The following is a 26,298-nucleotide window of genomic DNA, read 5'->3' on the forward strand; positions in this document are numbered from 1 at the left end:
AAGATTCCATTTCTAACGGGTCAGGCGGCGATCTCGACGACCGCCTCGATTTCGACGGTGATGTTCCCAGGCAAGGAGCCGACGCCGATCGCCGAGCGGGCATGGCCGCCGATGGTGTCGAACACATCGGCGAACAGATCGGAACAGCCATTGACCACCTTCGGGTGATCGCTGAAGGTTGGTATCGCGTTGACGAAGCCGAGCAGCTTGACGATGCGCACGATCCGGCAAAGATCGCCAGTGGCTGCGTGCATGACGGCCAGCAGGTTAAGGCCGGTGAGACGGGCATGGCCATAGGCCTCTTCGACGGTGACATCATCCCCCACCTTGCCGGTGAACAGCGTGCCGTCGGTCCGCAGCGGCCCCTGGCCGGACAGGAAGATCAGCCGGCCGCTTTCGGCATGGGTGACGAAATTGGCGATCGGGGTCGGCGGCTCCGGCAGCGTCAGGCCCAGCGCGGCGAGCCGGATATAAGGCGTCATGAAAGAAGGCTCCTTGCGACAGCGCTCGCTGTCCCGTTTAGAAATGCGAGGCGCGGAAACGTGCCAGGAAGGTGCGCAGGCGCTCATTGTCAGTGTCCGCCGCCAGGATTTCGGCGGGCGGACCCGCCGCGCTAACGCCGCCGTCAGCCATGAAGACGATGCGGCTCGAGGCATCGCGGGCAAAGGCCATTTCGTGCGTGACCATCACCATTGTCATGCCGTCCTCGGCCAGGCTGCGCACGACCTCGAGCACTTCGCCGACCAGCTCCGGGTCGAGCGCGGAGGTTATCTCGTCGAGAAGCAGGATCTTCGGCCCCATGGCTACGGCGCGAGCGATGCCGACACGCTGCTGCTGGCCGCCGGACAGTTCGGCGGGCAGACTGTCGGCCTTGTGGGCGAGGCCGACCCGGCCGAGCCAGTGTTCGGCGATCGTGCGGGCCTCCGCACTGCTCTTGCCGCGCACCTTGGTTAGACCAAGCATGATGTTGCCGGCGGCTGTCAGATGCGGAAAGAGGTTGAAGCTCTGGAACACCATGCCGGTCTCGGCCCGCATGGCGGCCAGATCGCGTTCGCTGCGGCGCTGGCGGGCTCCGGCTTCGCGAAAGCCGACCTCTTTGCCATCGATGCGAATCGAGCCGCTGTCGTAGCTTTCGAGGAAGTTGACGCAGCGCAGCAGTGTGGTCTTGCCGCTGCCCGAGGGGCCGATGACCGTCACCACTTCGCCGCGCGTCACCTGCAGGCTGACCGAACGCAGAACCTGGACGGTTCCAAAGGCTTTGGAAACGTCGCGGATGTCGAGAAGCGCCGGGGTGTCGTTCGAGCCTGTGGACATTGCTAATCCCGAATGAAGGAGAAACGCCGCTCGAGCCGGCGGCTGGCCTGCGAGAGGGCATAATTGACCGCGAAATAGATGAGCGCGCCGAGGAGGTAGAGCGGCATCGCCTCATAGGTGCGGCCGATGACCTGGTTTATGGCCTGCATCAGATCGGTGATGCCGAGCAGCGACACCAGCGCGCTGCCCTTGACCGCGTCGGTGACGCCATTGATCCAGGGCGGCAGGAAACGCCTGAACGCCTGCGGGAAGATGACGTAGGTGAGGCGCTGGCGAAAGGTCAGTCCGATCGCCATTGCCGCCTCGGACTGTCCCTTCGGAATGGATCCGACCGCACCCCTGAGATATTCGACGACCTGCGCGGTCTTGAACAAGGTCAGCGCGAGCACGGCGGCCCAGAAGGACGGCAGATGAAGCCCGACGGCCGGCAGGCCATAATAGACAAAGAAGATGAGCACCAGGATTGGTATGCCGCGAATGGTATCGCTGAAGATGCGCACCGCCCATTGCAGTGGCATGGGGCCATAGACGAGACCGACGCCCATGATCACGCCAGCGATCAGGGAGAACACCACGACAAGCAAGGATACCCATAGTGTCAGGGCAAAGCCCTGGGCGAGGAAAGGCAAGGCATAGGCGATCTGGGTCAGCATGTCAGCGCGCCGCCCTGAACCGGCGTTCGACAAGCCGAAGCGCAAAAAGCAGTATGTAGCCGGTAAGCAGGTACATCGCAGTCACGACGAGATAGACCTCGACGATCCGGAACGTGTTGAAGTTGATCCACTGGGCGCCGTAGGTCAGTTCCGGCACCGAAATGACCGAGGCGACGGAGGTGTCCTTAAACAGCGATATGAAGGTGTTGGACAATGCCGGCAGCGTGATGCGCAGCATCGTCGGAAGGCGGACGTTGAGCAGCCTTTGCCAGGGCGTCAGGCCGATCGCCTTGCCGGCGTCCAGCTGTCCGCGCGGAACCGCCTCGAGCCCGGAACGGAACACCTCGACCAGATATGCGCCGCTGTAGAGCGAGAGCGTGACGACAAATGAGGTCGGCGCGCTGTAGGCGATATCGACCACTGTCGGCAAGCCGTAGAAGACGAGATAGACGAGCAGGATCAGCGGCACGTTGCGGATGAATTCGACATAGGCGGCGATGATGGTGCGCACCACCCGCCCGGCCGAAACGTACCAGACCGCCAGGACTAGGCCGATGACGATGCCGATGGCGATCGAGATGACGGCGAGTTCGAGACTGAGCAGCAGGCCGCTCCACAGCTTGTCGAAATGCCGCCAGATCAGATTGAAGTTGAGGGCGTAGCCCATGCGTCCGCCTCGGTTGCCGCAGGCCTTAGAGCAGTTCACCGTTTCACGGAAACGGCAAACCGCTCTAACTCTGTTTTGACGCAATTCCGGACGGAAAACCGTTTCACACTTTTCCTGGAATTGCTCTAGGGAGGCGGAAGGGCGCTGGATACGCCCTCCCGCCTGATGCAGGTCAAATGGCTGGGAAGCCCGGATGGCGCGCCGGAGGCTCCTGTCCGAAATAGTCCTTGAACGCGGCGTCGTAGAGGGCATTTTCGTGGCCGAACATGGCGATGGTGAAAGTTGAGTTGACGAAAGTCAGCCAGTCAAGGTCGCCTTGCCGCAGAGCCGCGCCATAAAGCATGCTCAGCCAGCTCTTGCCCGCATCGAAATATTTGTCCGGATTGCGCGAGGCGAGCCAGCGCACCGTGGACAGATCGACGGCAGCGGCGTCGACGCGTTTCGATTCCAGCGCCTGCAGCACGTTGGCCTGGGTATCGATCTGCATGACCTGACACTCGGGCAGCACCGAATGCACCTGCGCCTCGGCATCGACATTCTGCAGGATGGAGATGCGCGTTGCGGCGCCGCCGGCAAGCAGCTTGTCGAAAGTCCTGTTCTCGGCGGTCGGCAGGCTCAGCAGGGCAACGCCCTCGACATAATAGGGCCGGGAAAAATTGACCAGCTGCGAGCGTTGGGCGCTCATGGTCATGAACTGGATGGTGATGTCGACCTTGTTGGTGGTCACGTTGGGGATGCGCTGTGCCGGATCCTGCATGACGAACTCGACCTTGGTCGGATCGTCGAAAAGGCCCTTGGCGAGAATGCGCCCCATGGTGATGTCCATGCCGACCAATTCGCCGGCATCGTTCTCGAAGTGCCAGGGTGCGTTGGTGCTGCCGGTACCGACGATCAGCTTGCCACGATCGAGCACGGTGCGCAGCAGGCTGTCGGACGCTGCCTGGGCCGCGGCTTTCTGGGCATCGACGGTTGCCAGCACGCCAGCCGTGGCCAGCCCAGCCATTCCAAGTTTCAGAAAATCACGTCTTCCGGATGTGTCGTTCACGGCGACCTCCTTTCGTGTTGTGTTCCCCTTGTGCACAGGCAAGACACGCGTCCGGTGATTTTGTCTCTTACAAGAGACGAGTGTATCCTGTACAAGACAGATATTAACACCGGGAAGCGACAATGCAAGACGGCAATGCCACCGCGATTTCAGCCGACGAGAAAATTTCGGGCTCCCGTGAAAAGGGACTTAACCGGGTGCTCGAGATTCTGGAGTTTCTTCACACGACCCAGCGGGCGATCGGCATTGGCGACCTTGCCAAAGGGGTGAATGCACCCCGTTCGACGACCTATACGCTGGTGCGGTCGCTGGTCGATGCGGGCCTGCTGGAATTGGAAAGCGACGGCAATCGCGTCTATTTCGGCAAGAAGCTCTATCTCTATGGAATGGACTATGTGCGGGGCAACGACCTCCTCAGACGAGGGCGTCAGGAGGTCGACAATCTATCGCGCGAGACCGGCGAGACGTCCGAACTGTGCATGCTGCAGAGCGGTCGCTACACGATCGTCCACGCGAGCCCAGGCACCAGGCCTTTTCGCATCAGCTCTGCCACCGGCCTGCAGATACCGCTGCCCTGGACGGCCTCGGGGCGACTGCTTCTGGCGGGGTTGGACAGGGCTGAAATCGAAGCCATGGTGTCGGACGACGATCTCGTGCTGCCCGACGGTCGCAAACTGCGGCTTGACGATTTTGTCACCGACATCGCAAAGGCACAAGTCGCCGGCTATTGCGTCACCTCGGGCCTGGTCGATGCCTATACGAAATGCCTTGCCGCGCCGGTCTTTTCGGCGCCGGGCAAGGTCGAGGCGACGATGTGCCTGGTGGTTCCCATCGACACGTCGGAGGAACGGACCGGCAAACTCATCGGCCTGCTGCGTGATCGTGCCGCGAGACTTTCGACCGCCGGATAGGCGGTCGAAAGCGTACGCGCCCTTCAGGCAATGATGTCGGGAATGATCTTGTCTTCCAGCGCCATCAGCCGGTCCTTGAGGAACAGCTTCTTCTTCTTCATGCGCTGGATCTGCAGTGGATCGCAGGCCATGGCGATCATCGCGTTGATGGCCGCATCGAAATCGGCGTGCTCCTGCTTCAGCCGGGAATATTCGAGCCGGATATCAGCCTGTTCCTGATCGGACATTATCTACCGTCTGCACGTCTGCGGCGCCCAAAAATGGGCCTGATTGGGCGGGGCCGGTGGGATTTTGCAACCGGCGCGCAGCCCATATCACATTTCACATTGTCGTGGAATGCTACCACGGATCATTCGACATCGCTGCCGGAAGGTGACACACTGTCATCATGCCGTCACAGAAGCGAACCTGCGGTGGACGCGCCATGACGGCTGCAATCGAGGAAACCATGAAAGGGAGAACCAATCATGTCTCTTGCATCCCATCTTGATGAGTTGCAGCGGAAACACGGCGACATCGAACGTGAAATCGATGACGCGATGAACCATCCATCGGTCGATGACCTCGAAATCGTGAATCTCAAGCGACGCAAGTTGGCACTCAAGGACGAGATTGAAAAACTCAGAGGGAAACCGACCACGCATTGATGCCCTCCTGACATAGCCGCTCACCGTCCGCGGCTTCTTTTCCCGGCGGGTGCCATCCGCCGGCCTGGGAGGTTTTGATTTCCGGCACTGGGCCATCAGCCTGAGCCGGATTCCCACCCGGCTTAATTTCCGCTTCGGCCGTCGCCGGATTTCGCCAGATCATCGATTGTTTCTGGTCCTTGGCGGCGGGTCGATTCCGGCCAGTGGCGACCTGTCGCCATTGACAAGCCATCTTTGCTCATCCACCTCATGCCCGGACTTTAGCGCATCGCCCGGGGCGCCCTCTGTCGTCCAAGGGGACGTTCGGCGCTCCAGAGACAAAAGGCTGGCCGGCATGACCGGATATTTTTCCTCTCCTTTCCCTCGCCGCACCTCGGTCGGCGTCGATGTCGGCGGCGTGGTCGTCGGCGGCGGAGCGCCCATTGTCGTGCAGTCGATGACCAATACCGATACGGCCGATATCGACCGGACAGTTGCGCAAGTTGCAGCACTTCACCGGGCGGGCTCCGAGATCGTGCGCATCACCGTCGATCGCGACGAGAGCGCCGCCGCGGTGCCGCGCATTCATGAGCGGCTTCAGCGGCTTGGCATCGACGTGCCGATGGTCGGCGATTTCCACTATATCGGCCACAAGCTTTTGGCAGACCATCCGGCCTGCGCCGAAGCGCTGGCCAAATATCGCATCAACCCGGGCAATGTCGGATTCAAGGACAAGAAGGACCGGCAATTCGGGGCGATCGTCGAGATGGCGATCAGACACGACAAGCCGGTGCGCATCGGCGTCAACTGGGGGTCGCTCGATCAGGAACTGCTGACCCGGCTGATGGATGACAACCAGGCCAAGGGGTTTCCGCTGACGGCGCAGGAAGTGACGCGCGAGGCGATCGTGCAATCGGCGATCCTGTCGGCCGAGTTGGCGGAAGAGATCGGGCTTGGCCGCGAGAAAATCATCCTGTCGGCCAAGGTCAGCGGCGTGCAGGACCTGATCGCCGTCTATACCGAGCTAGCCACCCGCTCCAACCATGCGCTGCACCTCGGCCTCACCGAGGCAGGCATGGGCTCGAAAGGCATCGTGGCTTCGTCGGCTGCCATGGGCATCCTGCTCCAGCAAGGCATCGGGGATACCATCCGCATCTCGCTGACGCCGGAGCCGAACGGCGACCGCACACGCGAGGTGCAAGTGTCGCAGGAATTGCTGCAGACCATGGGGTTCAGGCAGTTCGTGCCGATCGTCGCCGCTTGCCCCGGCTGCGGCCGCACGACCTCCACCGTGTTCCAGGAACTCGCCCAGAACATACAGGCGGATCTGCGGAAAAACATGCCGGTGTGGCGCGAAAAATATCCCGGCGTCGAGAACCTCAAGGTCGCCGTGATGGGTTGTATCGTCAACGGCCCGGGCGAATCCAAGCATGCCGACATTGGCATTTCGCTGCCCGGCACCGGCGAGACGCCGACAGCGCCTGTCTTCGTCGACGGCAAGAAGGCGGCGACGTTGCGCGGGCCTTCGATCGCGGCGGATTTCGAGAAAATGGTCGCCGACTATATCGAGCAACGGTTTGGCCGCGGCAAGGCCGCAGCCGAGTGAGCCCATGCCGAAACTCTACTCCGGCGGCCACCTGAAGGCGTCTTCTGCGCTTCCGGTGCTCACGGACCAAATGTCCGCTGCGCGCGTCGCCGGGGCGACCACGAAGCCACCATCACCTGGCTCGCCGGAGCGACTTTCGGCACGGGCTCAGCGCTCGATGCAGCGTTTTCTCGGGGCTACGCTGGTTCTGCTTTGCGCCTTGGGTTGGGCGACGCTGGTTCAGGCGGATCCGCCGCAATCCGCCAAGCAACGGCTGATAGGCAAGGTCTGTAACCTGATCCAGGCGCATGCCGACCAGAATGGTCTGCCCAGGGATTTCTTCGCCCGGCTGATCTGGAAGGAAAGCCGTTTCGATCCCAACGCCGTCAGCCCGGTCGGCGCCGAAGGCATCGCCCAGTTCATGCCGGGCACCGCCAAGATGCGCGGGCTGGCCAATTCCTTCGACATCAACCAGGCGATCCCGGCATCGGCGAAATATCTCGCCGAAATGAAAACCGGCTACGGCAATCTCGGGCTGGCGGCGGCCGCCTACAATGCCGGCGAAAGTCGGGTGTCGCGCTGGCTCAGTTCCGGCGGCTTCCTGCCAATGGAGACCGAGAGCTATGTCTTCGACATCATGGGCGAGCCGGCCGACAAGTTCACCGACCGGGCCTATGCCGGAACGATCGAGCCGCTCGACGCAAAGGCGGACTTTGCCTACGCCTGCCGCAGGCTACCGGTGATCATGTCGCAGACGGTGGCGATGGCGTCGATCAACATAAAACCGTGGGGCATCCAGGTGGCCGGCAACTTCCGCCGCAGTGCAGCGATCAACCAGTGGCTGCGGGTAAGAAGCCGGTTCCCGGCCCTGCTCAGCGGGCATGATCCGGTGGTCAGCCGGGTGCGCACCCCGATCGGCCGGCGCGGCATCTACGCGGTCAGGATCGGTGTCGATGACCGTGCGGCCGCCAATGTCATCTGCCAGAAATTGCAAAGCATCGGCGGGGCGTGCGTGGTGGTTCGCAACCGGTAGCGACAAATGCGACGAATTTATTTCGAGCTCTCGTCGCGCGCCCATTCGACCGAGCAACGGCTCGGCAGTTGGCAGGGAGATCCTTATGTTGCGACCTCGCCGGAAATCATCCCAGTCGGCCGGCTGCGTTGATCCTGCAAGCCAGCGCTAAGGTCTGCCTCAAGCAATCTTTGCTGCCACCGTCTCGCTGAGCCAAGTGCCGATCTTGGTGCCGAGGCGGTCGGGTGAAACCGGCTTCGGCAGATAGTCGTCCATTCCGGCTTCGATGCACTTGTCGCGATCGCCCTTCAGCGCATGCGCGGTGACGCCGATGATCGGTATGTGGGTGCCCGTTGACACCTCTATCGTCCGGATGGCGCGGGTTGCTTCGTAGCCGTTCATTTCCGGCATCGAGACGTCCATCAGGATCAGCTTGGGGCGCAGCGCCCTGTACATCTCGACCGCCGTGCGGCCGTTGCCGGCGATGCGGTAGCTGAGCCCAAGGCCGTTGAGGATTTGGCCGAACACCAACTGGTTCACGTCGTTGTCCTCGGCAATGAGGATGTCGATCGGTCCGTTCGGCGTTGCCGATTCCGGCACCACCGCGACCGGCATCGCCGGGCCGCGGATGACAGTGAAGGCAGGTGGTGCCGCCGGGGGAGCCGGCACGATCGGTTCGCGGACGAACTGCGCCTTGCCGACCTGCGAGCGGGCCCTCTGGACGACCGAGATAACGGTGCCGAGCAGGACCGCGGAGCGGGCCGGCTTGGTCAGGTGCGCGGCGATGCCGAAGTCGATGATCATCTTGCCGAAATCGACTTGGTCGACCGAGGTCAGCAACACCACCGGGATGGAGGACAGCCTGCTGTCCAAGGCGATGGCTCTGGCGACGTCGGCGCCGTTCATGCCTGGCATCTGGTAGTCGAGGATGATGCAGTCGACGGCGGCGCCCAGCTGAAAGGCGCGATCGAGGAAGGCCAGGCCTACAGCGCCGCTTTCGGCGGCGGCACAATCGAAGCTCCAGCTTCTGAGCTGCTCGAGCAGGATTTCGCGGTTGACCGGATTGTCGTCAATGACCAGCACGCGCGCGCCGGTGACGTCGACCGGCACGATCTCGTCGCGAGCCCCGGCCTGATGCGCCGGCAGCGGCACCGCGAACCAGAACACCGAGCCGCGGCCGATCTCGCTCTCGACGCCGATCTTGCCTGCCATCAGGTCGACGAGGCGGGCGGCGATGGCAAGGCCGAGGCCGGTCCCCTCGTGGCGGCGGGTCGACGAACCGTCGACCTGGGCGAATTTTTCGAACACGTTCTGCAGTTTCTCGGCTGGTATGCCGATGCCGGTGTCCTCGACGCGAACCTTAAGCTGGACCACGTCGTTGACGATCTCGCCGCCGACATCGATCAGCACGTGACCCTTTTCGGTGAACTTCACCGCGTTGCCGAGCAGGTTTGTGACGATCTGCCGGAACCGGCCGGCGTCGCCGACGACATGGGCCGGCAGCCGCGGGTCGACACGCACGATCAATTCGAGGTTCTTTTCGGCGACGCGCGCCGATACCAGCGTCGCCACATCCTCGACCGCCTCGGAGAGACGGAAGGGAGCGGGGTCGAGGGTGAGTTGCCCGGCATTGATCTTCGAGAAATCAAGGATATCGTTGATGATGGTGAGCAGTGCATTGCCGGATTTGACGATGACGTCGGTGAAGGTCTTTTGGCGCGCCGTCAGATCGGTCTTGGCCAGCAGTTCTGCCATACCGAGCACACCGTTCATCGGCGTACGGATTTCATGGCTCATATTGGCCAGGAATTCCGACTTGGCGCGGTCGGCGGCCTCGGCCTTGAACAGGGATTCTGCGGATTCGGCAAAGGCGCGGCGGATTGCCACTTCCATCGGGCGGAAAATCCAGAAGGCGACGATGGTAAGGGCCGCGAACAGGATGGCGCTTGCCCACAGCAGCAGCCTGTCGCTGGAGGCGTCCGCCAGATGGCGTTCATCATCCATTGCGGTGCGGACGCGGACCAGCATGGGCTGGGCGAACAGGTCGTTCTGGTTGCGGATTTCGCGATAGCTCCACTCATCGACTTTCTGCGCCACCGACATCAGGTTGAAGTTGCGCACCATGTCGCGCGGCGACCAGAACAGATCGCCGTTGACGGAAGCCGATTGGAGCTCGTTGGCAGTCTTGGTCGACAGCCGCGGCTTGATCGCCGCAAGCTGCGCGGTCAGCGACTCGATCTCGCCGGTCAGGCGTTCCGAATGGCCGCGCGCCGATGAGGTCAGCGCATCGCGTGTCTCCGCCCGCCAGGCGGTGCCGGTCGTCTCGGCAAAGCTGGTCGCGTTGCGCAGGTCGCGGGTGAAGACGACGAGGTTGCTGCTCAGCGCATCGATGTCACGGCGAAAGGAATTGACACGATCAAGCGCAACCACGATTGCCACGGAAGCCAGCGCGAAGATCAGCAACCCTGAAATATAGCGAATCCGGACTGATCGGATGAAGGACGAATATTCCGGCATGCGCAACCCCAACACATACGCACCATTTTAATGGTCGGGATTACGCTTCATTTACATTAAAATTTCGTGTGGATAGCCGAGCCACGCGAACAGCCGGATGGATGACAGCTTTGACCTGACAATCCTTGCGCAACGAAAGCCTGTCGCGTCTGGACGGATTCAGACGATCCGCTTCAGGTCTTCGTTTTGATGCATGTCGTTCTCGCAAAACCGAGCAGACTTTTGAGCGACATGCATCAGGCTGCCGTCACGACGAGGGCGTGGATGCGGCCACTCACCGGACCTTCCCCGAACCGTTTCTCCATGGCATTTGCAACGTGTCGCGTCGCCTCCTCCAGCGAGCCGCCGCGCGCCTCGATCTCGGCACGCAGAAGTGTTCCCTGGCAATAGGCCGCGGCCGCGTCATGCGGCGACGGAGCGGCACTCACGGCACCCAGAGCCTCGATGCTGACATCGTGGAAGCCTGCCGCATGCACGTCGGCACGGATGGCGTCCGCATTGTGATAGCCGTGCGGCGTCCTGGCCAAGAAGCGAGGCGGATCGGCGGGGAAGAGAGTGCCGAGCGCTCGCGTCACTTCTTCGGCGAACTCGTTCTCTTCGATGGCGCTCCAGACGTTGAATACGAAATGTCCGCCCGGCCGCATCACCCGCCGGGCTTGTCCATAGGCGGCCACCCGATCGGGGAAGAACATCGCGCCAAATTGGCAGACCACGGCGTCAAACCATGCGTTCTCGAAGGGCAGCTCCTGGGCGTCGGCCTGTTGCCAGGTGATACGAGGATCGTCCGCCATGCGTGTGCGCGCGTGGTCGAGCATGGGCTGGTTAAGGTCGGTGGCCACGATGCGTGTCGGCGCCGGCAGCTTTGCTGCGAGCGCGCGTGTCACCACACCGGTGCCCGCCGCCACTTCGAGCACCGATTGAGGTCCGAGCTTCGCCACCCGCTCCGCCAGATCCCGCGCATAGGGCTCGAAGATCAGCGGCACCATTGCCCGGTCGTAGACTTCGGGAATGGAACCTGCGAACAGCGTGTCGGTTGTCGACATGGCATCTCTCCAACTGTGTCCGCACCGCGTCGTTGCCGTGTGGATGGCAAAGCCGTACCGATCCTCTGCTTTGGCAGGCGTCCGCTCAAGCTCTATTTCTGAATGGGGTGGCGGAGGACGAGCGGCCTAAATCGGCCCGATGTCCTGGTTTGACCAAACCTCAGCTGTTCCGAGCCGCCACGAACGTCGCTGCTTCCCTCAGGAGCTTGGCGCCGTCGCCATAGGGCTCAAGCAGTGCATGGGCCTGTTCGACGAGGCCGTGAAGCTGGCTGCGTGCCCAATTCGCACCGTGCAGCGCCACCAGCGTCGCCTTGCCGGCAGCGGCGTCCTTGCCGGTCGCCTTGCCCATCTGGCTGGCATCGGCGGTCAGGTCGAGCAGGTCGTCGGCGAGCTGGAAGGCAAGTCCGATCGCGGAGCCGAATTCGGCAAGTCGCTCACGGTCCTCTGCGGGAGCGCCGGCAATGAGTGCACCGGCCTCGCAGGCAAAGCGGATCAGCGCGCCGGTCTTCATCGCCTGCAGCCGGATGATGCCGGCCTCGTCCGGCGGCGTCTGTTCAGCTTCGAGGTCGAGCTTCTGGCCACCGACCATGCCGCCAACCCCGGCCCCACGGGCCAGTGCGAACACCAGTGCTATCCGCCGCTCCGCCGGCAGAGCGGTCGCCTCGCCGGCGATGATGTCGAAGGCAAGCGTCAGCAAGGCGTCGCCAGCCAGGATGGCGGTGGCCTCGTCGAAGGCCTTATGCACCGTCGGCTGGCCACGCCGCAGATCATCGTCGTCCATGGCCGGCAGATCGTCGTGGATCAGCGAATAGCAATGCACGCATTCAAGCGCTGCCGCGACGCGCAGTGCCGCCTCGCCGTCAGCGGAAAAAAGTGCCGCACTTTCCATCACCAGGAAAGGCCGCAAGCGCTTGCCACCATTCAGCACGCCGTGGCACATCGCCGCCATCAAGCGCTCAGGCCGGGCGATCTCGCCCGAAAGCGCGCGGTCGTCGAGCAACCGCCTCAGCAGCACCTCGACGGCGGCTGCCCGTCTGATGAGCGCCATTTCGAACGCCATTTCGTCGTCACTCGTCATGATCGGGACCGGTAGCCGACACTCAGACGTTGCGCAAGAAGCCAAGCGCCATTATGCCGGGGGCAGGGAGAGCACGGGTTGGGCGGCTTGGCGGAACCGATCGTCGATCATGAAACCGAAAAGCTGGACATGGCGACGAGATCGCGAGGCGTGAACCGCCGCAGTCTCAAACGCTGGGTCCGGCGCGGTATCACCGTGGCCGCGGTGCTGGCGGTTATTCCAACGCTGCTGACGGTCCTGTACCTGCCATCGTTCGTGCATCCGGTCTCGATGCTGATGTTTAAGGACCTGGCGACATTCTCGGGCTATGAGCGCCGCTGGGCGTCGATCGACGACGTGGCGCCGGTGCTGGCCAATTCCGTCATCATGTCGGAGGATGGGCAGTTCTGCTTCCATCGCGGTGTCGATCTCGGCGAATTGCGGGGCGTCGTCGACGACGCGCTGGCTGGCGAAGCAACGCGCGGCGCTTCGACCATCACCATGCAGACGGTGAAGAACCTCTTCCTCTGGTCGCGGCCGCTGGGTTCGGTGCGCAAAGTGTTCGAGCTGCCGCTGGCCGTCTATTTCGACGCAGTGATGTCGAAACGGCGCATCATGGAAATCTATCTCAACATCGCCGAATGGGGGCCGGGCATCTACGGTATCGAGGCCGCGGCACAGCATCATTTTGGCGTTTCGGCAAAACAGCTGTCGCGGCGGCAGGCCGCACTGCTCGCCGTCTCCTTGCCCAATCCGATTGCCCGCAACCCGGCCAAACCCGGACCGGGCCTGAGGAGGCTTGCCAATTTGATCGAGCGGCGCGCCGGCCGCTCCGGCGCCTATGTTGGTTGCCTCCGCTAGCCAACTCAAAAAAATTCGCTCCAGTGCTGGCCAAAACGGCACAGGGCGTGTATAGGCACCCGACTTTCTCAGATTCCGGCCCCGACATGGCCCTTTCACGAGGGCAGGCGGGGCTTTTTGACCATGTAGTGGAGCATATCCATGGCCGTTCCGAAACGAAAAACCTCTCCGTCCAAGCGCGGCATGCGCCGCTCGGCTGACGCACTCAAGGCCCCGACCTATGTCGAGGACAAGAATTCCGGCGAAATGCGCCGTCCGCACCACATCGACCTGAAGACCGGCATGTATCGCGGTCGCCAGGTGTTGACGCCCAAGGAAAGCTGAGAACAGCTTTTTCGAAGTTTTGAATTAAAAAAGGACCGGCCACTGGCCGGTCCTTTTTGCGTTTGGCGGCCGGGGAGCGCGCATTGCGAAGCGTGGACGGCAATCGCCGAGATACTCCAGACGGGGAACCGGCTGACATGCTTGTTGCGTGCGGTCTTCGACCGTGTTCGGCGCTGCCACCGAAACATCTTGACGGCGTGCCTGTGGCGCATTCTACAAGGATTGCCCCCACATGGAGACGCCAGATGTTCGGTGCCATTCCGCTGCTGATCGTGCCTTTCGTGCTCTACAACCTCGGACTTCTGGGAATATTCGGCAGCGGCGACGATCCGTGGGCGAGCGAGGTCTTCTCCTTCAGCATGATGTCGGGCGGAGTGTTCTCGATGACGCTGGGCGACTTGATGGTGCTGCTCGGGCTGATCTTCCTTTTCCTAGAAATGGCGAAGTCGGCGCGCACGACCAATGCCTCGATCATGGACCACCTTCTGTCGACGCTGGTCTTCGTGGCCTTCCTGGTCGAATTCCTGCTGGTGAAGGGCGCCGCCCATTCCGTCTTCTTCACGCTGATGGTCATCGCGCTGTTCGATGTGCTGGCCGGATTCGCGGTGTCGATGCGGTCGGCGAGCCGGGACATCAATTTGAATTAGGCCGCATTGACATTCGGGTAATGCCGGCCTGATCTGAATCTCAACGCAGCCTCGCCTCAATGTCGAAGGCTGCTCAGCCCGGATCGGCGGTGAAACCGGCTGCCTCGGTGCCGGCGATCGCCGCGGCCTCGTCATTGTCCGACGTGTCGCCGGAAATGCCGACGGCGCCGATGATGGCAGCGGCCTTGTCGCGGATCAGCACGCCGCCCACCACCGGTAGCACGCGCCCGCCCGAGACGTCCGAGATGCCGGCGACGAGATGCGGGCGCTCCTTGGCGAAGGCCTCGACTTTGCGCGAGCCCATGCCGATGGCGAGCGCGCCATAGGCCTTGCCGGCCGACATTTGCGGGCGCAGAAACGAGGCGCCGTCCTGGCGTTGGAAGGCGACCAGATGTCCACCGGCATCAAGCACCGAGACGCCGAGCGGCTTGAGCTTGAGATCGGCGCCTTTGGCAAAGGCGGCGTCGATGATTTGCCTGGCTTTTTCGAGCGGCAGTGCGGTCATGGCAGTCTCCAGTTTGGAACGCGTCGATCATTGAACGTCAGCGGGCGAGATAACATCCCCGTTTCGGTTGAAATTGCTTCGCGCAAAAAAGGCGGGAGGGAAGCGGCTTTCACCGACACCATCCGGACAGGCGTAGCGTTTGGGGTTCCGGGCGCGGCTGCTATTTTTTCTTGGCGCGGGCCGGTTTCTTGACGGGCGCCGCCGGTGCATTGGCAAGATCTTCCGCTTCCTTGGCAAGACGGAGCGCCCGCAGCTTGTTGGTTTTGGCCTGGCGGGCGTCGCTCTCGGCGACGTATTCGGCCATCGCCTTCTGGCGCACGGTTACCGCCTCTTCCTGCTTCTTGAAACGCAGGTCGGCGCGCGCGCGGGCAGCATCCCGAGGATTCTCAACCAAGAGCTTTATCCAATCCCGTGACTGTTAATTTTCCGCCTATTGTAGCAGAGCCGGCCCGAAAACGGGAAAAATAAGTTGGTCAAGCGGCCGGGCTGGCGGCGAGCGCCTTGCTGGCAACCACCGCCTCATAGGCGGCCTGCAAGGTCGCGCGGACAGAAGGACCGGAAGCTGTATCGAGCGGCATGCCGAGATGTTCGTGGCGCAACTCGTCCATGAACTTATCCCACATCGGCTGTCCGCCCTTTTCCAGCAGTTCGGCACGGATCGAGAGTTCTTCACTGACCGGCAGCCAGACGCGGCCCCAGGCACCGAGATGGGCAAGGATCGGCACCAGCGTGATTGCCATCTCGGTCAGGCTGTAGATCGCCTTCTGCTTGTGCGAGGGGTCGTCGGCCTTGGTCAGCATGCCCAATTCCATCAGCCGCTTCAGCCGGTCGGCGAGTATGTTGGAAGCGATGCCTTCCATCGACCCGTTGAGCAACTCGCGAAAATGGCGTCTGCCGCCAAAGATCATGTCGCGAAGGATGATCAGGCTCCAGCGGTCGCCGAACACTTCCAGCGACAGGTTGATCGGGCATCCGGATCGGCGATCAATGCTCATAGGATATTTTCTCCATAACCGGTTGCAATATCGTATCAGTTTAATTATCGTTCAACCGATTGCAAAACGCAATCAGTATTATGGAGTAGGAGATCGCGCCGTGACGACCATCGAACGACCCGAGATCATATCCGAAGCCTTTGGCGATCCGGCGAACCCGCCGCTGTTGCTGATCATGGGCGCGATGGCCTCCATGCTGTGGTGGCCGGAGCAGCTGTGCCGGAAGCTGGCCTACTCCGGCCTGTTCGTGATCCGCTATGACAATCGCGATACCGGCCGTTCGACCAAATATAGACCGGGCGAGCCGCCCTACACGTTCGACGACATGGCGGACGATGCGATGCAGGTTCTCGACGAGCGCGGCATCGACAAGGCTCATGTCGCCGGCATGTCGATGGGCGGCATGATCGCTCAGCTTGTGGCGCTCAAGCAACCGTCCCGCGTCGCATCGCTGACCGTGATCAGCAGCTCGCCGCTCGGGCTCGACACGTCGCATCTGCCGCAAACCAGTGATGCCTATGCCGAGCATTCAGCCGAGGGAGCCAAGGTCGATTGGTCGGATCGTGGCCAGGTCATCGATTTCATCGTCAGGGATGCGAGGGCGATCGCCAGCACCGCTCACCCATTCGACGAGGTTCGGACGAGAGCGTTCGTCGAGCAGGATTACGACCGTTCCGGCGGCTATCTGAGCGCGACCAACCATTTCATGCTCGGGGGTGGCGATGGATGGAAGGGTCGGCTGCACGAGATGATGGCGCCGTTGCTGGTGATTCATGGCACGGCGGATCCGATCTTCCCGGTGCAGCATGGCGAGGCGCTGGCCAAGGCTGTGCCCGGCGCGAAAATCATTCGAATCGAAGGCGGCGGCCATGAGCTGCATCCGGACGACTGGACGGAGATATCCGCAGCCATCGTCGCTCACATCCAGGCCAATTAATCGGCGAGTCTTGACGGATGAGTAAATGCTTCATTGTTTACCCTTGGCAAACAGAACAGCGCCAGCCATCGACAAACCACGAGACAGGCGAGCAAAAGATGTCCCTCACGCTTCATTTCCATCCGCTGGCCTCCTTCTGCTGGAAACCGTTGATCGCGCTCTATGAGAACGCCACGCCGTTCTCGCCGGTCATTGTTGATCTCGGCGATGCCGAGTCGCGCGCGGCCTTCCTGAGGATTTCGCCGACCGGCAAGATGCCGGCGCTGCGCGACGATGCGCGCGACCGCACGGTGCTGGAATCGACCATCGTCGTCGAATATCTGGCCGCACACTATCCGGGGCCGGTCGACCTCGTTCCAGCAGACGTCGACCTGGCGCTGGCAGTCCGCCAGGCCGACCGCTTTTATGATTTTTATGTGCAGGAGCCTATGCAGAAGATCGTCGGCGACCGGTTGCGGCCGCAGGACAAGACCGATCCGTTCGGCGTCGAGCAGGCTCGCGCTCAGCTGCGCAACTCCTACGCCATCATCGAAGAGGACATGCGCTCGAAGAGCTGGGCGATGGGCGACGCCTTCACCATGGCCGATTGCGCGGCCTCCCCCGCGCTGTTCTATGCCAACAAGGTCGAGCCGTTCGGCGACAACTACCCGGCCGTGACGCGCTATCACGACCGGCTGCTGCAGCGGCCATCGTTCGCCCGGGTGATCGAGGAGGCCCAGCCCTACTTCAAGTTCTTCCCCTACAACAACGGCTGATCGCGATGCTGCACGATCCCGCCCAGCTCGGCCGGATGATCCAGGCACTCGCCGACCCGGCGCGGCGGAAGATGGTCGATCGGCTGTCGCGCGGGCCTGCTTCGGTCAGCCACCTGCAGCGAGCTTGTCAGTTTTCCCAGAACTGATCGAGCCAGATGTTGAGTTTGAGGAAGCCGGTATTGCTCACGGCATAGACGCGTCTTGTCCCTTCCGGCTTGGCATTGACCAGGCCGGCATCGAGCAGCACTTTCAGATGTTGCGACACGGCTGGACGTGAGACCGGCAAGCCGGCAGCCAGTTCGGTGACGGTTTTGGGGCCGCGGCGAAGTTCTTCCAGAAGATGGCGCCGGTTGGGATCGGCAATCGCCATGAAGGCGTCGGAAAACATCATGCCTTATTTGTGGGGCAAAGCCTTTCGAATCTCAACCGTCTGCTTCTGCTTTTCTTCTGGGATCAAGCCGCAATGCTTCCGGCGTCACCGAACGGTCGGCCGGCTGCGTCTTGAAGGCATCACGATCGCCGATCGGCACCGGGGCGCGGCGGCTGATGCGCAGCAGCGTATAGCCAGCCAGGCAGAGATGCGCGAAGGCGGTGGCCAGGAACAGCCCTTCCGGGCGCATCCAGCCCATCAGGGCCGCTGCCAGCAAGGGTCCGATCATCGTGCCGAAGCCGTAGAGCAGCAACAGGCCGCCCGACACCTTGACGAAATCCTCGGAGCGCGCGTGATCATTGGCATGCGCCACGGCGATCGAATAGAGCGTATAGGCGAAGGCACCGTAGGCTGCGGTGAAGACGATGACGAAGACGCCGGAGCGTGGCTCGAACAGGAAGATCATGAGCGCGAACAAGGCCGCGCCGAAAGCCGCCCCCGCCAGCACGAAACGCCTGTCGGTCTGGTCGGACAGGCGCCCGGCCGGAAGCTGCATGGCGGCACCGGCAACGACCACGAGGCTCATCATCAGGGCGATCTCGGCGGTGGAAATGCCGATGCGGGCGCCATAGACCGCGCCTAGCGTGCCCCAGGCACCGTTGGCGATGCCGATCAATACGCATGCGACCGCCGAAACCGGCGAGTTGGCATAAAGGCCTTTGACGTCGAGCGAAACATCCTGCAGCGGCTTGGGGTGGGAGGCGCTCGAAACCGCGGTCGGAATGAGCGACAGGCAAAACAGGATGCCGGTGATCATGAACAGCGACGCCGATTTCACGTCGCCGCCGGCGACGATCATCTGCCCGCCCATGATCGAGGCATAGGTGACCATCATGTAGAGGCCGAAGACGGTGCCGCGATTCTCGTTGCTGGCCTTCTCGTTCAGCCAGCTTTCGATGACCATGAAGGCGCCGGCCATGGTGAAGCCGGTGAAGGCGCGCAGCAGGATCCAGACATATTCGTCGATGACCAGGCCGGTGAGCAGCGCCACGATGGCGCCCGACGCGGCAAAGGCGCCGAAGGCGCGCACATGGCCCGCGCGGCGCACGATGCGCGGCGCAAAGAAGCAGCCGGTGACGAAGCCGCCGGCCCAGGCCGTGCCCATCAGGCCGAGCGACGCTGTCGAGAAGCCTTCCAGCTGACCGCGCAGGGGCAGCAACAGCCCATGCAATCCAGACGCCGCCAGCAGGAAGGCGGTGCCGCGAAGCAGAGAGAGGATCGGGCGGTAGGTTGCGAACATTGTGTGATCCGGCTCGTGTTTGACAGGGCGCTGGGTCTGGAGACTGCCGCATTCGGGCTTTTCGGCGGCGGACCTTCACCGGCGCTTCTATCCGCGGCGGAACAGCGCCTCGGCAGCCGATTTGGTGGTGTCCTTGGCCTTGAGCTCAGCCTCCAGCCTGGCGATCTCGTCTCGCAGGATGCCGATGCGTTCCGACAATTCACCAACGGAAAGCAGTGACAGGTCCTGCCCGATCTCGTGCGGGCGCGCCTTCTTGGGTTCGTCGTCGAAGATCGCCATCGTCGCTCCTCCCTGATTGGCCATTTGCCTGATTTCGCAATCAGCATACATAGGGCAGGGGCGTCGATGCAAACAGCCGATCGGACAACGGCGAGGAAAGACGGGAATCTCATGGCGAGCGGACAGCAAATTCCGGCAAGAATGACGGCCATTGCGATCTCGGAGCCGGGTGGCCCGAGGGTGCTGAAGCCGGAAACGCGCGACGTGCCGCAGCCCGGTCCCGGCGAGATACTGATCAAGGTGCATGCCGCCGGCGTCAACCGGCCCGATATCCAGCAGCGCAAGGGCGCCTATCCGCCGCCGCCCGGCGCGTCGGACCTGCCGGGCCTCGAGGCGTCGGGCGAAGTGGCGGCCGTTGGCGACGACATATCGCGCTGGCGCATCGGCGACCGCGTCTGCGCGCTGACGCCCGGTGGCGGCTATGCCGAGTATGTCAAGGTTCATGCCGGCAGCGTCCTGCCGCTGCCGGCCGGCTTCACCCACACCGAAGCCGCGGCCGTGCCGGAAAACTATTTTACCGTCTGGCACAATGTGTTCGAGCGCGGCGGCCTGAAGCGCGGCGAGACGCTGCTCGTCCATGGCGGCTCTTCCGGCATCGGCACCACCGCAATCCAGCTGGCCTCGGCCTTCGGCGCCTATGTCATCACCACCGCCGGCAGCAAGGAGAAATGCGATGCCTGCCTGAAGCTCGGCGCCGACCGCGCGATCAACTATCGCGAGGGTGATTTCGTCGCCGCGGTGAAGGAGGCAACGGGCGGCAAGGGCGCCAATGTGATCCTCGACATGGTCGGCGGCGACTACGTGGCGCGCAACTACGAGGCCGCGGCGGTCGAAGGCCGTATCGTCCAGATCGCCGTGCAGGCCGGTGCTGTCGCAAGCGCGGACTTTTCGAAGATCATGGTCAAGCGGCTCGTCCACACCGGCTCGACGCTGAGGCCTCGCACCGTCGAGTTCAAGGCGGCGATCGCGGCGGCACTGGAAGCGCAGGTGTGGCCACTGCTCGGTACGCGCAAGATCGCTCCCGTGATGGACATGATCTTCCCGCTCAGCGAAGCCTGGCGGGCTCATGAGCGCATGGAAGACGGCGAGAATATCGGCAAGATCGTGCTCGACGTCGGCTAGGCCGGGATCACTTGAATCCGGATTTGTCCTGGGCGTGCGCCTCACTGCCTACAAGATGAACAGTTGTTTAATGCTGCAATGCACCATTTGCATCATTGCTATGCAAAATCGGCCATTCAAGTCCTCATCGATGATGCCTATTTGAGCATCATCAAAACGAACACTGATTTGGAGGACTACCATGAACCCGATCCGCGCTTACCGTAACTGGCGTATGTACACCGAGACCGTCCGCGAACTGAATCGCCTCAACGCACGTCAGCTCAGCGACCTCGGCATCAACCGAGGCGACATCGAAAAGATCGCCCGCAGGGCCATCTAACGTCGAGCGTGACCTGCGAAGGTCACGCCTGGCAAGCCAGAGCCGCATCAGACGGGTTTTCCGTCGCGGTTCCGAGCCCGCTGGACGCAGTCCGGCGGGTTTTGTCGTTTTGGGCGCAGTTTCGCTCGCGGCAATGGCGGGAGCGCCATCCAGTCATTGCTTCCAAAAACATTGCGAAACAACAATGGAACGGTTATACAGGCCGCGAATTTCCCATTTTGGTGGCTCTAAACCACCGCCCGCGCGGGAACGCGGGCGAACGAGAAGGATTTTTAAATGGCCAATACGCTGCTGATGCCCAAGGCGACCGCCGTCTGGCTGGTCGACAATACCGCGCTTTCCTTCGAGCAGATCGCGCAGTTCTGCGGTCTGCATCCGCTCGAGGTCAAGGCGATCGCCGACGGCGAATCGGCGCAAGGCATCAAGGGCATGGATCCGATCATGACCGGCCAGCTGACCCGCGACGAGATCGCACGCGCCGAGAAAGACCCGAACCAGCGCCTCAAGCTTTCGGACCCCAAGGTGCGGGTGCCCGAATCCAAGCGCAAGGGTCCGCGCTACACGCCGCTTTCGAAGCGCCAGGACCGGCCAAACGCCATCCTCTGGCTGGTTCGCAACCATCCCGAGCTCAAGGATGCGCAAATCTCGCGCCTCGTCGGCACCACCAAGTCGACGATCGAGCAGATCCGCGAGCGCAAGCACTGGAACTCGGCCAATCTGCAGCCGATGGACCCGGTGACGCTGGGCCTCGCCTCGCAGATCGACCTCGACATGGAAGTCAATCGCGCCTCGCGCGGTCGCGAGCAGGCGCAGCCGGCTGGTGACACGCTGCTGCCGGCGGCCTTGACCGAGCGGCTGGTGCCGGCTCCCGAGAAGCCGAAGGACGAGGATGCCGAACTCGACGCCAACGCCGTGTTCGCCAAGCTCTCGGCCTTGAAGTCGAAGAAAACCGACAACGACGACGAGGAGTGAGATTTCGACACTCTCGGCAAAAAAGCCCGCTTTCAAGCGGGCTTTTTTGTTGCGTGCGCCGGGCCTCAGCTCCGCGCGGAGCGGTCCGGCGCCATGCCATAATCCTCGCTGCGCTCGACCGCCCGGTAGAAGTCGGCAAGCTGCTTGCCGCGCTCCGGCTTGAAGATGCGGCCGGCGATGATCACCGATGCGATACGATCGATGCGGAAGGCGCGGAAGTCGTCGCGCATCTCGCACCAGGCGACCAGCGTCCACACCTTGCCCCAGAACCACAGGCCGAGCGGACGGATATCGCGGGCCGTGCCGCGGCCTGCCTCGTCCGAATAGTCGATGGTCAGCACCTGGCGCTTTTCGACCGCACGCTCGATCAGGTCGATCGCCTCACGCGCGGCGTCGCTGACCACCCACATCGGCGTGTGGATCTCGGTGCGGGCGATGCGGTCCTTTTCGGCATCAGGCAGTACCGCGCCGATCTTCACCAGCGCTTCGTCGGCGGCGCGCGCCATGGCAGCACCGCCAAAGGCGCGCACCATGCGGGCGCCCGCAACCAGCGCGACGATCTCGTCACGCGTGAACATCAGCGGTGGAAGGTCGAAACCCTCCCTCATCATATAGCCAACGCCGGCCTCGCCATCGATCGGCACCCCGGTCGACTGCAGGTCGGCAATGTCGCGATAGATGGTTCGCTCGGAAACCTCGAGCCACGTGCCGAGCTTCTGGGCGGTGACCAGACGGCCACCGCGCAGATGCTGCACGATCTGGAAGAGCCTGTCGGCGCGGCGCATCGTTTGCTTCCCCAATGTTGTTCCCATGCATGCCGTGGCTCCCGGACCGGATCCACTTCCAGATGACATGCATTACGGCTTCAGCCCTTCGCACTTGCGCTGCATGGCGACGAATTCCGCGCCGAAGGACAGTTTACTCGTTGTGTATCAAGCACGCGCCAGAAAGGGGCGATGTCGCTCAGCGCCATGCCGCGCTCAAGGTCCTCATTGGCGGCATCGGCAATCGTGCGCAGATGATAGCCTATGGTAACCGGACATGTCACTTCGGCGCCATGCTCGATGGCGAGCGCCGTGCGCAGCGGACGCACGTCCATCTCGACGCCTTCCGGAATTGAGCGGATGAAATCATCGACCTGCTGGACCGTCGGCATCAGCATAGGCTGACCTTCGATGACATCGGGCATCGTGCGCGGCCTCGGCTTCACGATGTTGATGCCTGGTGTGTTCAGTCTGTCGTTCCAACTCTTCATCGATCGTCCTTTCGACCGCCGATGCACAGGGTCTGAAGCTTGCACCATTGCACGCCCCCTCCTGACAGCATGCTGTCAGGAGGATTCAGCATACTCCTTGGCGTAAAGTGTCCGCATCTGCGCGAGATCGCCGCCTCTTTCCGGATAAAGCGTCTTCAGAAAGGCAAGCGCGAAAGTGCCCGGCGCCGAGCCCGGGGCGGAGACAATCTTGCCGTCAGCCACAGCATGCGGCACGTCCTGATAGAGGCTGACGCCGGCATAGCCGGCTTGATGACCATTGATCCAGTCGCGGCCATTGCTGGTGTGCCTGGCCTTCTCGAACAGGCCGGCGCGCGCCAGCGCCAAAGTGCCGGCGCAGATGCCGCCGACCACGCCGCCCCGCGATGCAACAGCATTGAGCAGGTCAGCAACATCCGGCGGTGCCTTACCGGCCCATTCGTCGGAGCCGATGACGGCAATGGCGTCGAGATCGGAATTCTCATCGGCTTTTGCCGAGCGATCGGGCGTCAGCTGAAAGCCGCTGATGCCGGTCACCGGCTTGCCGTCAGGCGCTAGCGATACGGCGCGGGCGCCGAACCATTCGACCGCCGAAGCCGCCAGCAGCCCGTACTCCCAGTCGGCAAAACCTTCGATGAAAAGAAAGCCGATTGTCTTCTGTTCGGGCATAAGCTCGCTCCATCCCTCACGCGCCGACCTGTTATCTGGGCGTTGCGGAGCCCACATCCAACCGCAGCGTCGAAAAATTCGTCTCACTCAATTGCCGCGAAAGCGACGGTCGGCATACATGTCCGGCCAGCCGATATCCTTGCGAATGTCCGCTGGCAGCGAGTTCATGAGCCGCCGGGTGCGGATCTCATTGCGCATCGTCCGGATCTTGCCGACATAGTGCTGCATACCGCGCAAAATGGTAAAACCGTTCATGGCTGGTCTCCTCTCTTCTGATGAAGACACTATCGCACACCCCTCCTGACAGCAGTCTGTCAGGAGGGTGGCAGGACGGCGACGATAATTCCGACTGGTGCATTTGCCAGGAAGGGATCCTTCTTTCACTGACGTCAAACCGTGATGCGCACAGGCTTCCCACATCCCGATTGTTCACTGCAACGACGCTGGTCAAGGCCCGTTGTTCAGCTTCCGGCGACGGACTGTCGGAATACGCGGCCTTCAGCGACGTGGCCGCAGTTCTGATATGAGAGGAGAAAATTCGTTCCCAAAACCAGGGAGACGACCATGAGCTTGCAACTGACAGGTATCCACCACCTCACCGCCATCACCGCCAATGCGCCGGGCAATCTTCACTTCTATACGAAGGTGCTGGGTCTGCGGCTGGTCAAGAAGACCGTGAACCAGGATGACACCTCGGCCTACCACCTCTTCTATGCCGATGGCGAAGCCACACCGGGCACCGATCTCACCTTCTTCGACTGGCCGGTCGGACGCGAGAAGCGCGGTACGCACAGCATTGCGCGGACCAGCCTCAGGGTCGGCAACCAAGAGAGCCTTGGCTGGTGGAAGCAGCACTTGGCAGGCGAAGGCATTGTGACGGGAGAGATCGCCGAGATCGGCGGCTACCCGAGTCTGGATTTCGAAGACCCCGAAGGCCAGCGCCTTCGGCTCGTGAGCGACGACGGCAAAGGCGACAGTCATCCCTGGGCGCAGAGCCCGGTGCCGGCCGAGCACCAGATCCGCGGGCTCGGGCCGATCGTCATCAGCGTCCCTGATATCACCAACACCGAGGCAGTCGTGACCAAGGTTATGAACATGCGCAAGGCGCGCGAGTACGCGTCGCCGGAGGGTCAGGTTCACGTCTTCGAAATGGGTGAGGGCGGGCCTGCGGCGGAGTTGCATATTCTGTTGCAGCCGGGGTTGGCGCCGGCACGGCAAGGTGCGGGTGCGGTCCACCATGTCGCCTTCCGGGCGCCGGACCAGGAGACGCTGCATCAATGGACCGCGCGGCTGGCCGAATTCCGGCTGCCGTCGAGCGGCGAGGTCGAGCGCTATTACTTCCGCTCGCTCTATTTCCGCGAGCCGAACGGCATCCTGTTCGAAATCGCCACAGACGGGCCGGGGTTCACTGCCGACGAGCCGCTGGAAACGCTGGGTGAAAGCCTCGCCTTGCCGCCGTTCCTCGAAGCGAAACGCGCCTCGATCGAGGCCGGCCTCAAGCCGCTGAAGTAGGTCGCTCGCCGGTCAATGGCGGGCGCCGCATTCTGGTTCGGGATCGCGGCGCCTGTTGTTCTCGGGTAAGGAACGAGGCGCTTTGACAGCCGGCCGCGTTGCTGGTCAAAGGCGGCATGTCGAAACTCCTCGCGCTCGTCATTGTTGGTATCATGGTCATTCAGCTGATCAAGCCGCTCGGCTGGCCGGGACTGAAACGGCGCAGCGACTTCTGGAAGCTGGCGCTGCTGGCAATGGCCGCGATTTCGATAACGGCCGTGCTTGGGCACTGGGCATAGCCCTCGCCTGCCGGGCGGCCGCGTCAACCTTCAGCCGCCAAGCACCGGGTCGACGAGATGCTCGGCCCAGGCGCGGTAGCCTGCTTCCGAGGCGTGAAAGCCGTCTGAGGCAAAGCCGGCCTCGGGATTGGTGATGGGCAGGCGCGACGCCGGCACCGCGCCGCGCTCCAGGCAGAGGCGTTCGCCCATCCGGTTCATGTCGATGGCGCGGATCTCAAGGATCTTGCCGAGCAACGGCGGCATTGCCGGCGCCCGCGTGAACTCCAGCACCGGCGACCACACCACCCGCGCCTCCGGCCATTTGGCACGGAGCGCATAGAGCAGGCCGCCGAACTCCTTCTTGAAGCGCGGCACGGAATGAAAATTCTTGGTGTCGTTGGTGCCGATGGCGAGCACGATGTGCGTCCATGGATCGGCCGACAGGTTGGGCAGGACATGGTCGCGGATCTGGCCCGACGTTGCCGAATTGAAGCCGGCGGCTCGCCAGCGCACGGCGCGGCCGGTGTTTTGCGCAATCAGCACGGCGAGTTGTGCGGCAAGCCCGTTTTCCGAATTGCCGATGCCGACCGAAGCGGCGGAGGAATCGCCCAGCACCAGAAGCGAGATCGCCGGCGCTATGCCGGCGATTTCGTGCATGACCGGCCCCTGCGCCGGCAGCATGCGCGTCGTGCGGCGGCGCACGCCGAGGCCTTGCCAGACATATACCGGGTAAGCGAGCCAGGTGAGGAGGGCCGGGAAGCGCATGGCAATACCGTTAACGATCGGGGC

Annotated in this window: 35 protein-coding genes; 15 read left to right on the forward strand and 20 right to left on the reverse strand. The window is 62.7% G+C overall.

The features are described 5' to 3' along the window. Positions 1-20 precede the first annotated feature (20 nt). From NKJ90_RS18405 to NKJ90_RS18425, 5 genes are all read right to left on the reverse strand, one after another. Positions 21-482 carry a RidA family protein gene (locus NKJ90_RS18405; RefSeq protein WP_023757452.1) on the reverse strand — a complete coding sequence of 154 codons (462 nt, stop codon included), beginning with the start codon at positions 480-482 and terminating at the stop codon, positions 21-23. A gap of 37 nt (positions 483-519) precedes the next feature. Continuing rightward, positions 520-1,314, reverse strand: a complete 795-nt coding sequence (locus NKJ90_RS18410; RefSeq protein WP_023757451.1) for an amino acid ABC transporter ATP-binding protein — start codon at positions 1,312-1,314, stop codon at positions 520-522. A gap of 2 nt (positions 1,315-1,316) precedes the next feature. Next, on the reverse strand, positions 1,317-1,967 hold the full coding sequence (locus NKJ90_RS18415) for an amino acid ABC transporter permease (protein ID WP_023757450.1): 651 nt from the start codon (positions 1,965-1,967) through the stop codon (positions 1,317-1,319). A gap of 1 nt (position 1,968) precedes the next feature. Continuing rightward, complete coding sequence (locus NKJ90_RS18420) at positions 1,969-2,634, reverse strand: amino acid ABC transporter permease (RefSeq protein WP_023757449.1); 666 nt, start codon at positions 2,632-2,634, stop codon at positions 1,969-1,971. 172 nt (positions 2,635-2,806) lie between these two features. Continuing rightward, a complete protein-coding gene (locus NKJ90_RS18425; RefSeq protein ID WP_032906966.1) occupies positions 2,807-3,679 on the reverse strand; it encodes a transporter substrate-binding protein in 873 nt (290 codons plus the stop codon). 122 nt (positions 3,680-3,801) lie between these two features. On the opposite strand from NKJ90_RS18425, the gene NKJ90_RS18430 reads away from it, so the two are divergent. Then, on the forward strand, positions 3,802-4,590 hold the full coding sequence (locus NKJ90_RS18430) for an IclR family transcriptional regulator (RefSeq protein ID WP_023757447.1): 789 nt from the start codon (positions 3,802-3,804) through the stop codon (positions 4,588-4,590). Positions 4,591-4,613: 23 nt separating this feature from the next. Here NKJ90_RS18430 and NKJ90_RS18435 read toward each other — a convergent pair whose 3' ends face one another. Next, complete coding sequence (locus NKJ90_RS18435) at positions 4,614-4,817, reverse strand: YdcH family protein (protein ID WP_023757446.1); 204 nt, start codon at positions 4,815-4,817, stop codon at positions 4,614-4,616. Between the two features lie 240 nt (positions 4,818-5,057). On the opposite strand from NKJ90_RS18435, the gene NKJ90_RS18440 reads away from it, so the two are divergent. The 3 genes from NKJ90_RS18440 (at position 5,058) to NKJ90_RS18450 (ending at position 7,834) form a co-directional block, all read left to right on the forward strand. After that, complete coding sequence (locus NKJ90_RS18440) at positions 5,058-5,237, forward strand: YdcH family protein (RefSeq protein ID WP_013529217.1); 180 nt, start codon at positions 5,058-5,060, stop codon at positions 5,235-5,237. A gap of 334 nt (positions 5,238-5,571) precedes the next feature. After that, the gene (ispG, locus tag NKJ90_RS18445) at positions 5,572-6,822 is read left to right on the forward strand and encodes a flavodoxin-dependent (E)-4-hydroxy-3-methylbut-2-enyl-diphosphate synthase (protein WP_023757445.1); all 1,251 of its coding nucleotides are present in this window, start codon (positions 5,572-5,574) and stop codon (positions 6,820-6,822) included. A gap of 157 nt (positions 6,823-6,979) precedes the next feature. After that, positions 6,980-7,834, forward strand: a complete 855-nt coding sequence (locus NKJ90_RS18450; RefSeq protein WP_023757444.1) for a lytic transglycosylase domain-containing protein — start codon at positions 6,980-6,982, stop codon at positions 7,832-7,834. Positions 7,835-7,993: 159 nt separating this feature from the next. On the opposite strand, the gene NKJ90_RS18455 is transcribed toward NKJ90_RS18450, so the two are convergent. The 3 genes from NKJ90_RS18455 to NKJ90_RS18465 all read right to left on the reverse strand — a co-directional run bounded on the left by NKJ90_RS18455 (position 7,994) and on the right by NKJ90_RS18465 (position 12,451). Then, positions 7,994-10,330, reverse strand: a complete 2,337-nt coding sequence (locus NKJ90_RS18455) for a response regulator (protein ID WP_352486452.1) — start codon at positions 10,328-10,330, stop codon at positions 7,994-7,996. A 236-nt stretch (positions 10,331-10,566) separates the two neighbouring features. After that, entirely contained in the window at positions 10,567-11,373 is an 807-nt protein-coding gene (locus NKJ90_RS18460) for a class I SAM-dependent methyltransferase (RefSeq protein WP_023757443.1), read from the reverse strand. A gap of 160 nt (positions 11,374-11,533) precedes the next feature. Continuing rightward, a complete protein-coding gene (locus NKJ90_RS18465; RefSeq protein ID WP_023757442.1) occupies positions 11,534-12,451 on the reverse strand; it encodes a polyprenyl synthetase family protein in 918 nt (305 codons plus the stop codon). A gap of 78 nt (positions 12,452-12,529) precedes the next feature. On the opposite strand from NKJ90_RS18465, the gene NKJ90_RS18470 reads away from it, so the two are divergent. From NKJ90_RS18470 to NKJ90_RS18480, 3 genes are all read left to right on the forward strand, one after another. Beyond that, on the forward strand, positions 12,530-13,291 hold the full coding sequence (locus NKJ90_RS18470) for a biosynthetic peptidoglycan transglycosylase (RefSeq protein ID WP_031259605.1): 762 nt from the start codon (positions 12,530-12,532) through the stop codon (positions 13,289-13,291). A 141-nt stretch (positions 13,292-13,432) separates the two neighbouring features. Continuing rightward, on the forward strand, positions 13,433-13,615 hold the full coding sequence (gene rpmF / locus NKJ90_RS18475) for a 50S ribosomal protein L32 (RefSeq protein ID WP_008834724.1): 183 nt from the start codon (positions 13,433-13,435) through the stop codon (positions 13,613-13,615). A gap of 245 nt (positions 13,616-13,860) precedes the next feature. After that, positions 13,861-14,262: a hypothetical protein gene (locus NKJ90_RS18480; protein ID WP_023757440.1), complete on the forward strand. Its 402-nt coding sequence runs from the start codon at positions 13,861-13,863 to the stop codon at positions 14,260-14,262. 73 nt (positions 14,263-14,335) lie between these two features. Here NKJ90_RS18480 and NKJ90_RS18485 read toward each other — a convergent pair whose 3' ends face one another. The 3 genes from NKJ90_RS18485 to NKJ90_RS18495 all read right to left on the reverse strand — a co-directional run bounded on the left by NKJ90_RS18485 (position 14,336) and on the right by NKJ90_RS18495 (position 15,762). Then, entirely contained in the window at positions 14,336-14,767 is a 432-nt protein-coding gene (locus tag NKJ90_RS18485) for a GlcG/HbpS family heme-binding protein (protein ID WP_023757439.1), read from the reverse strand. 160 nt (positions 14,768-14,927) lie between these two features. Beyond that, a complete protein-coding gene (locus NKJ90_RS18490) occupies positions 14,928-15,161 on the reverse strand; it encodes a hypothetical protein (RefSeq protein ID WP_023757438.1) in 234 nt (77 codons plus the stop codon). A 79-nt stretch (positions 15,162-15,240) separates the two neighbouring features. Continuing rightward, the gene (locus tag NKJ90_RS18495; protein ID WP_023757437.1) at positions 15,241-15,762 is read right to left on the reverse strand and encodes a winged helix-turn-helix transcriptional regulator; all 522 of its coding nucleotides are present in this window, start codon (positions 15,760-15,762) and stop codon (positions 15,241-15,243) included. 100 nt (positions 15,763-15,862) lie between these two features. On the opposite strand from NKJ90_RS18495, the gene NKJ90_RS18500 reads away from it, so the two are divergent. From NKJ90_RS18500 to NKJ90_RS18510, 3 genes are all read left to right on the forward strand, one after another. After that, positions 15,863-16,699: an alpha/beta fold hydrolase gene (locus NKJ90_RS18500; protein WP_023757436.1), complete on the forward strand. Its 837-nt coding sequence runs from the start codon at positions 15,863-15,865 to the stop codon at positions 16,697-16,699. Between the two features lie 98 nt (positions 16,700-16,797). Then, positions 16,798-17,454: a glutathione S-transferase family protein gene (locus NKJ90_RS18505; RefSeq protein ID WP_023757435.1), complete on the forward strand. Its 657-nt coding sequence runs from the start codon at positions 16,798-16,800 to the stop codon at positions 17,452-17,454. Between the two features lie 5 nt (positions 17,455-17,459). Further along, positions 17,460-17,600: a hypothetical protein gene (locus tag NKJ90_RS18510; RefSeq protein ID WP_502904918.1), complete on the forward strand. Its 141-nt coding sequence runs from the start codon at positions 17,460-17,462 to the stop codon at positions 17,598-17,600. Here the strand turns inward: NKJ90_RS18510 and NKJ90_RS18515 are convergent. The 3 genes from NKJ90_RS18515 to NKJ90_RS18525 form a co-directional block, all read right to left on the reverse strand. After that, positions 17,582-17,845 (reverse strand): ArsR/SmtB family transcription factor, encoded by a 264-nt coding sequence (locus NKJ90_RS18515; RefSeq protein ID WP_023757434.1) that lies wholly within the window; start codon positions 17,843-17,845, stop codon positions 17,582-17,584. The two genes, NKJ90_RS18510 and NKJ90_RS18515, sit on opposite strands and share 19 nt — an antisense overlap. A gap of 31 nt (positions 17,846-17,876) precedes the next feature. Further along, positions 17,877-19,124, reverse strand: a complete 1,248-nt coding sequence (locus tag NKJ90_RS18520; RefSeq protein ID WP_023757433.1) for an MFS transporter — start codon at positions 19,122-19,124, stop codon at positions 17,877-17,879. 87 nt (positions 19,125-19,211) lie between these two features. Then, positions 19,212-19,403, reverse strand: coding sequence for a DUF1192 domain-containing protein (locus NKJ90_RS18525; protein ID WP_023757432.1), 192 nt, complete (start codon positions 19,401-19,403; stop codon positions 19,212-19,214). 111 nt (positions 19,404-19,514) lie between these two features. On the opposite strand from NKJ90_RS18525, the gene NKJ90_RS18530 reads away from it, so the two are divergent. From NKJ90_RS18530 to NKJ90_RS18540, 3 genes are all read left to right on the forward strand, one after another. Next, entirely contained in the window at positions 19,515-20,525 is a 1,011-nt protein-coding gene (locus NKJ90_RS18530; protein ID WP_032906965.1) for an NAD(P)H-quinone oxidoreductase, read from the forward strand. Between the two features lie 181 nt (positions 20,526-20,706). Beyond that, positions 20,707-20,847, forward strand: a complete 141-nt coding sequence (locus tag NKJ90_RS18535; protein WP_023757429.1) for a DUF1127 domain-containing protein — start codon at positions 20,707-20,709, stop codon at positions 20,845-20,847. A gap of 276 nt (positions 20,848-21,123) precedes the next feature. Then, on the forward strand, positions 21,124-21,819 hold the full coding sequence (locus NKJ90_RS18540; RefSeq protein ID WP_023757428.1) for a DUF1013 domain-containing protein: 696 nt from the start codon (positions 21,124-21,126) through the stop codon (positions 21,817-21,819). Between the two features lie 65 nt (positions 21,820-21,884). Here NKJ90_RS18540 and NKJ90_RS18545 read toward each other — a convergent pair whose 3' ends face one another. The 4 genes from NKJ90_RS18545 to NKJ90_RS18560 all read right to left on the reverse strand — a co-directional run bounded on the left by NKJ90_RS18545 (position 21,885) and on the right by NKJ90_RS18560 (position 23,995). Next, complete coding sequence (locus tag NKJ90_RS18545) at positions 21,885-22,604, reverse strand: helix-turn-helix transcriptional regulator (protein ID WP_023757427.1); 720 nt, start codon at positions 22,602-22,604, stop codon at positions 21,885-21,887. An 80-nt stretch (positions 22,605-22,684) separates the two neighbouring features. Beyond that, a complete protein-coding gene (locus NKJ90_RS18550; RefSeq protein ID WP_245266417.1) occupies positions 22,685-23,074 on the reverse strand; it encodes a hypothetical protein in 390 nt (129 codons plus the stop codon). 75 nt (positions 23,075-23,149) lie between these two features. Further along, positions 23,150-23,740: a DJ-1/PfpI family protein gene (locus tag NKJ90_RS18555; RefSeq protein ID WP_023757426.1), complete on the reverse strand. Its 591-nt coding sequence runs from the start codon at positions 23,738-23,740 to the stop codon at positions 23,150-23,152. An 87-nt stretch (positions 23,741-23,827) separates the two neighbouring features. Continuing rightward, the gene (locus NKJ90_RS18560; RefSeq protein WP_023757425.1) at positions 23,828-23,995 is read right to left on the reverse strand and encodes a hypothetical protein; all 168 of its coding nucleotides are present in this window, start codon (positions 23,993-23,995) and stop codon (positions 23,828-23,830) included. 309 nt (positions 23,996-24,304) lie between these two features. On the opposite strand from NKJ90_RS18560, the gene NKJ90_RS18565 reads away from it, so the two are divergent. Both NKJ90_RS18565 and NKJ90_RS18570 read left to right on the forward strand, forming a co-directional pair. Beyond that, positions 24,305-25,252, forward strand: coding sequence for a ring-cleaving dioxygenase (locus NKJ90_RS18565; RefSeq protein ID WP_023757424.1), 948 nt, complete (start codon positions 24,305-24,307; stop codon positions 25,250-25,252). A gap of 98 nt (positions 25,253-25,350) precedes the next feature. Further along, positions 25,351-25,530 (forward strand): hypothetical protein, encoded by a 180-nt coding sequence (locus tag NKJ90_RS18570; RefSeq protein ID WP_032906964.1) that lies wholly within the window; start codon positions 25,351-25,353, stop codon positions 25,528-25,530. Between the two features lie 30 nt (positions 25,531-25,560). Here NKJ90_RS18570 and NKJ90_RS18575 read toward each other — a convergent pair whose 3' ends face one another. Further along, complete coding sequence (locus NKJ90_RS18575) at positions 25,561-26,274, reverse strand: SGNH/GDSL hydrolase family protein (RefSeq protein WP_023757422.1); 714 nt, start codon at positions 26,272-26,274, stop codon at positions 25,561-25,563. Positions 26,275-26,298: the final 24 nt, after the last annotated feature.

Origin of the sequence: Mesorhizobium sp. M0051, from assembly GCF_040323235.1 — a bacterium.
Classification (GTDB): domain Bacteria; phylum Pseudomonadota; class Alphaproteobacteria; order Rhizobiales; family Rhizobiaceae; genus Mesorhizobium.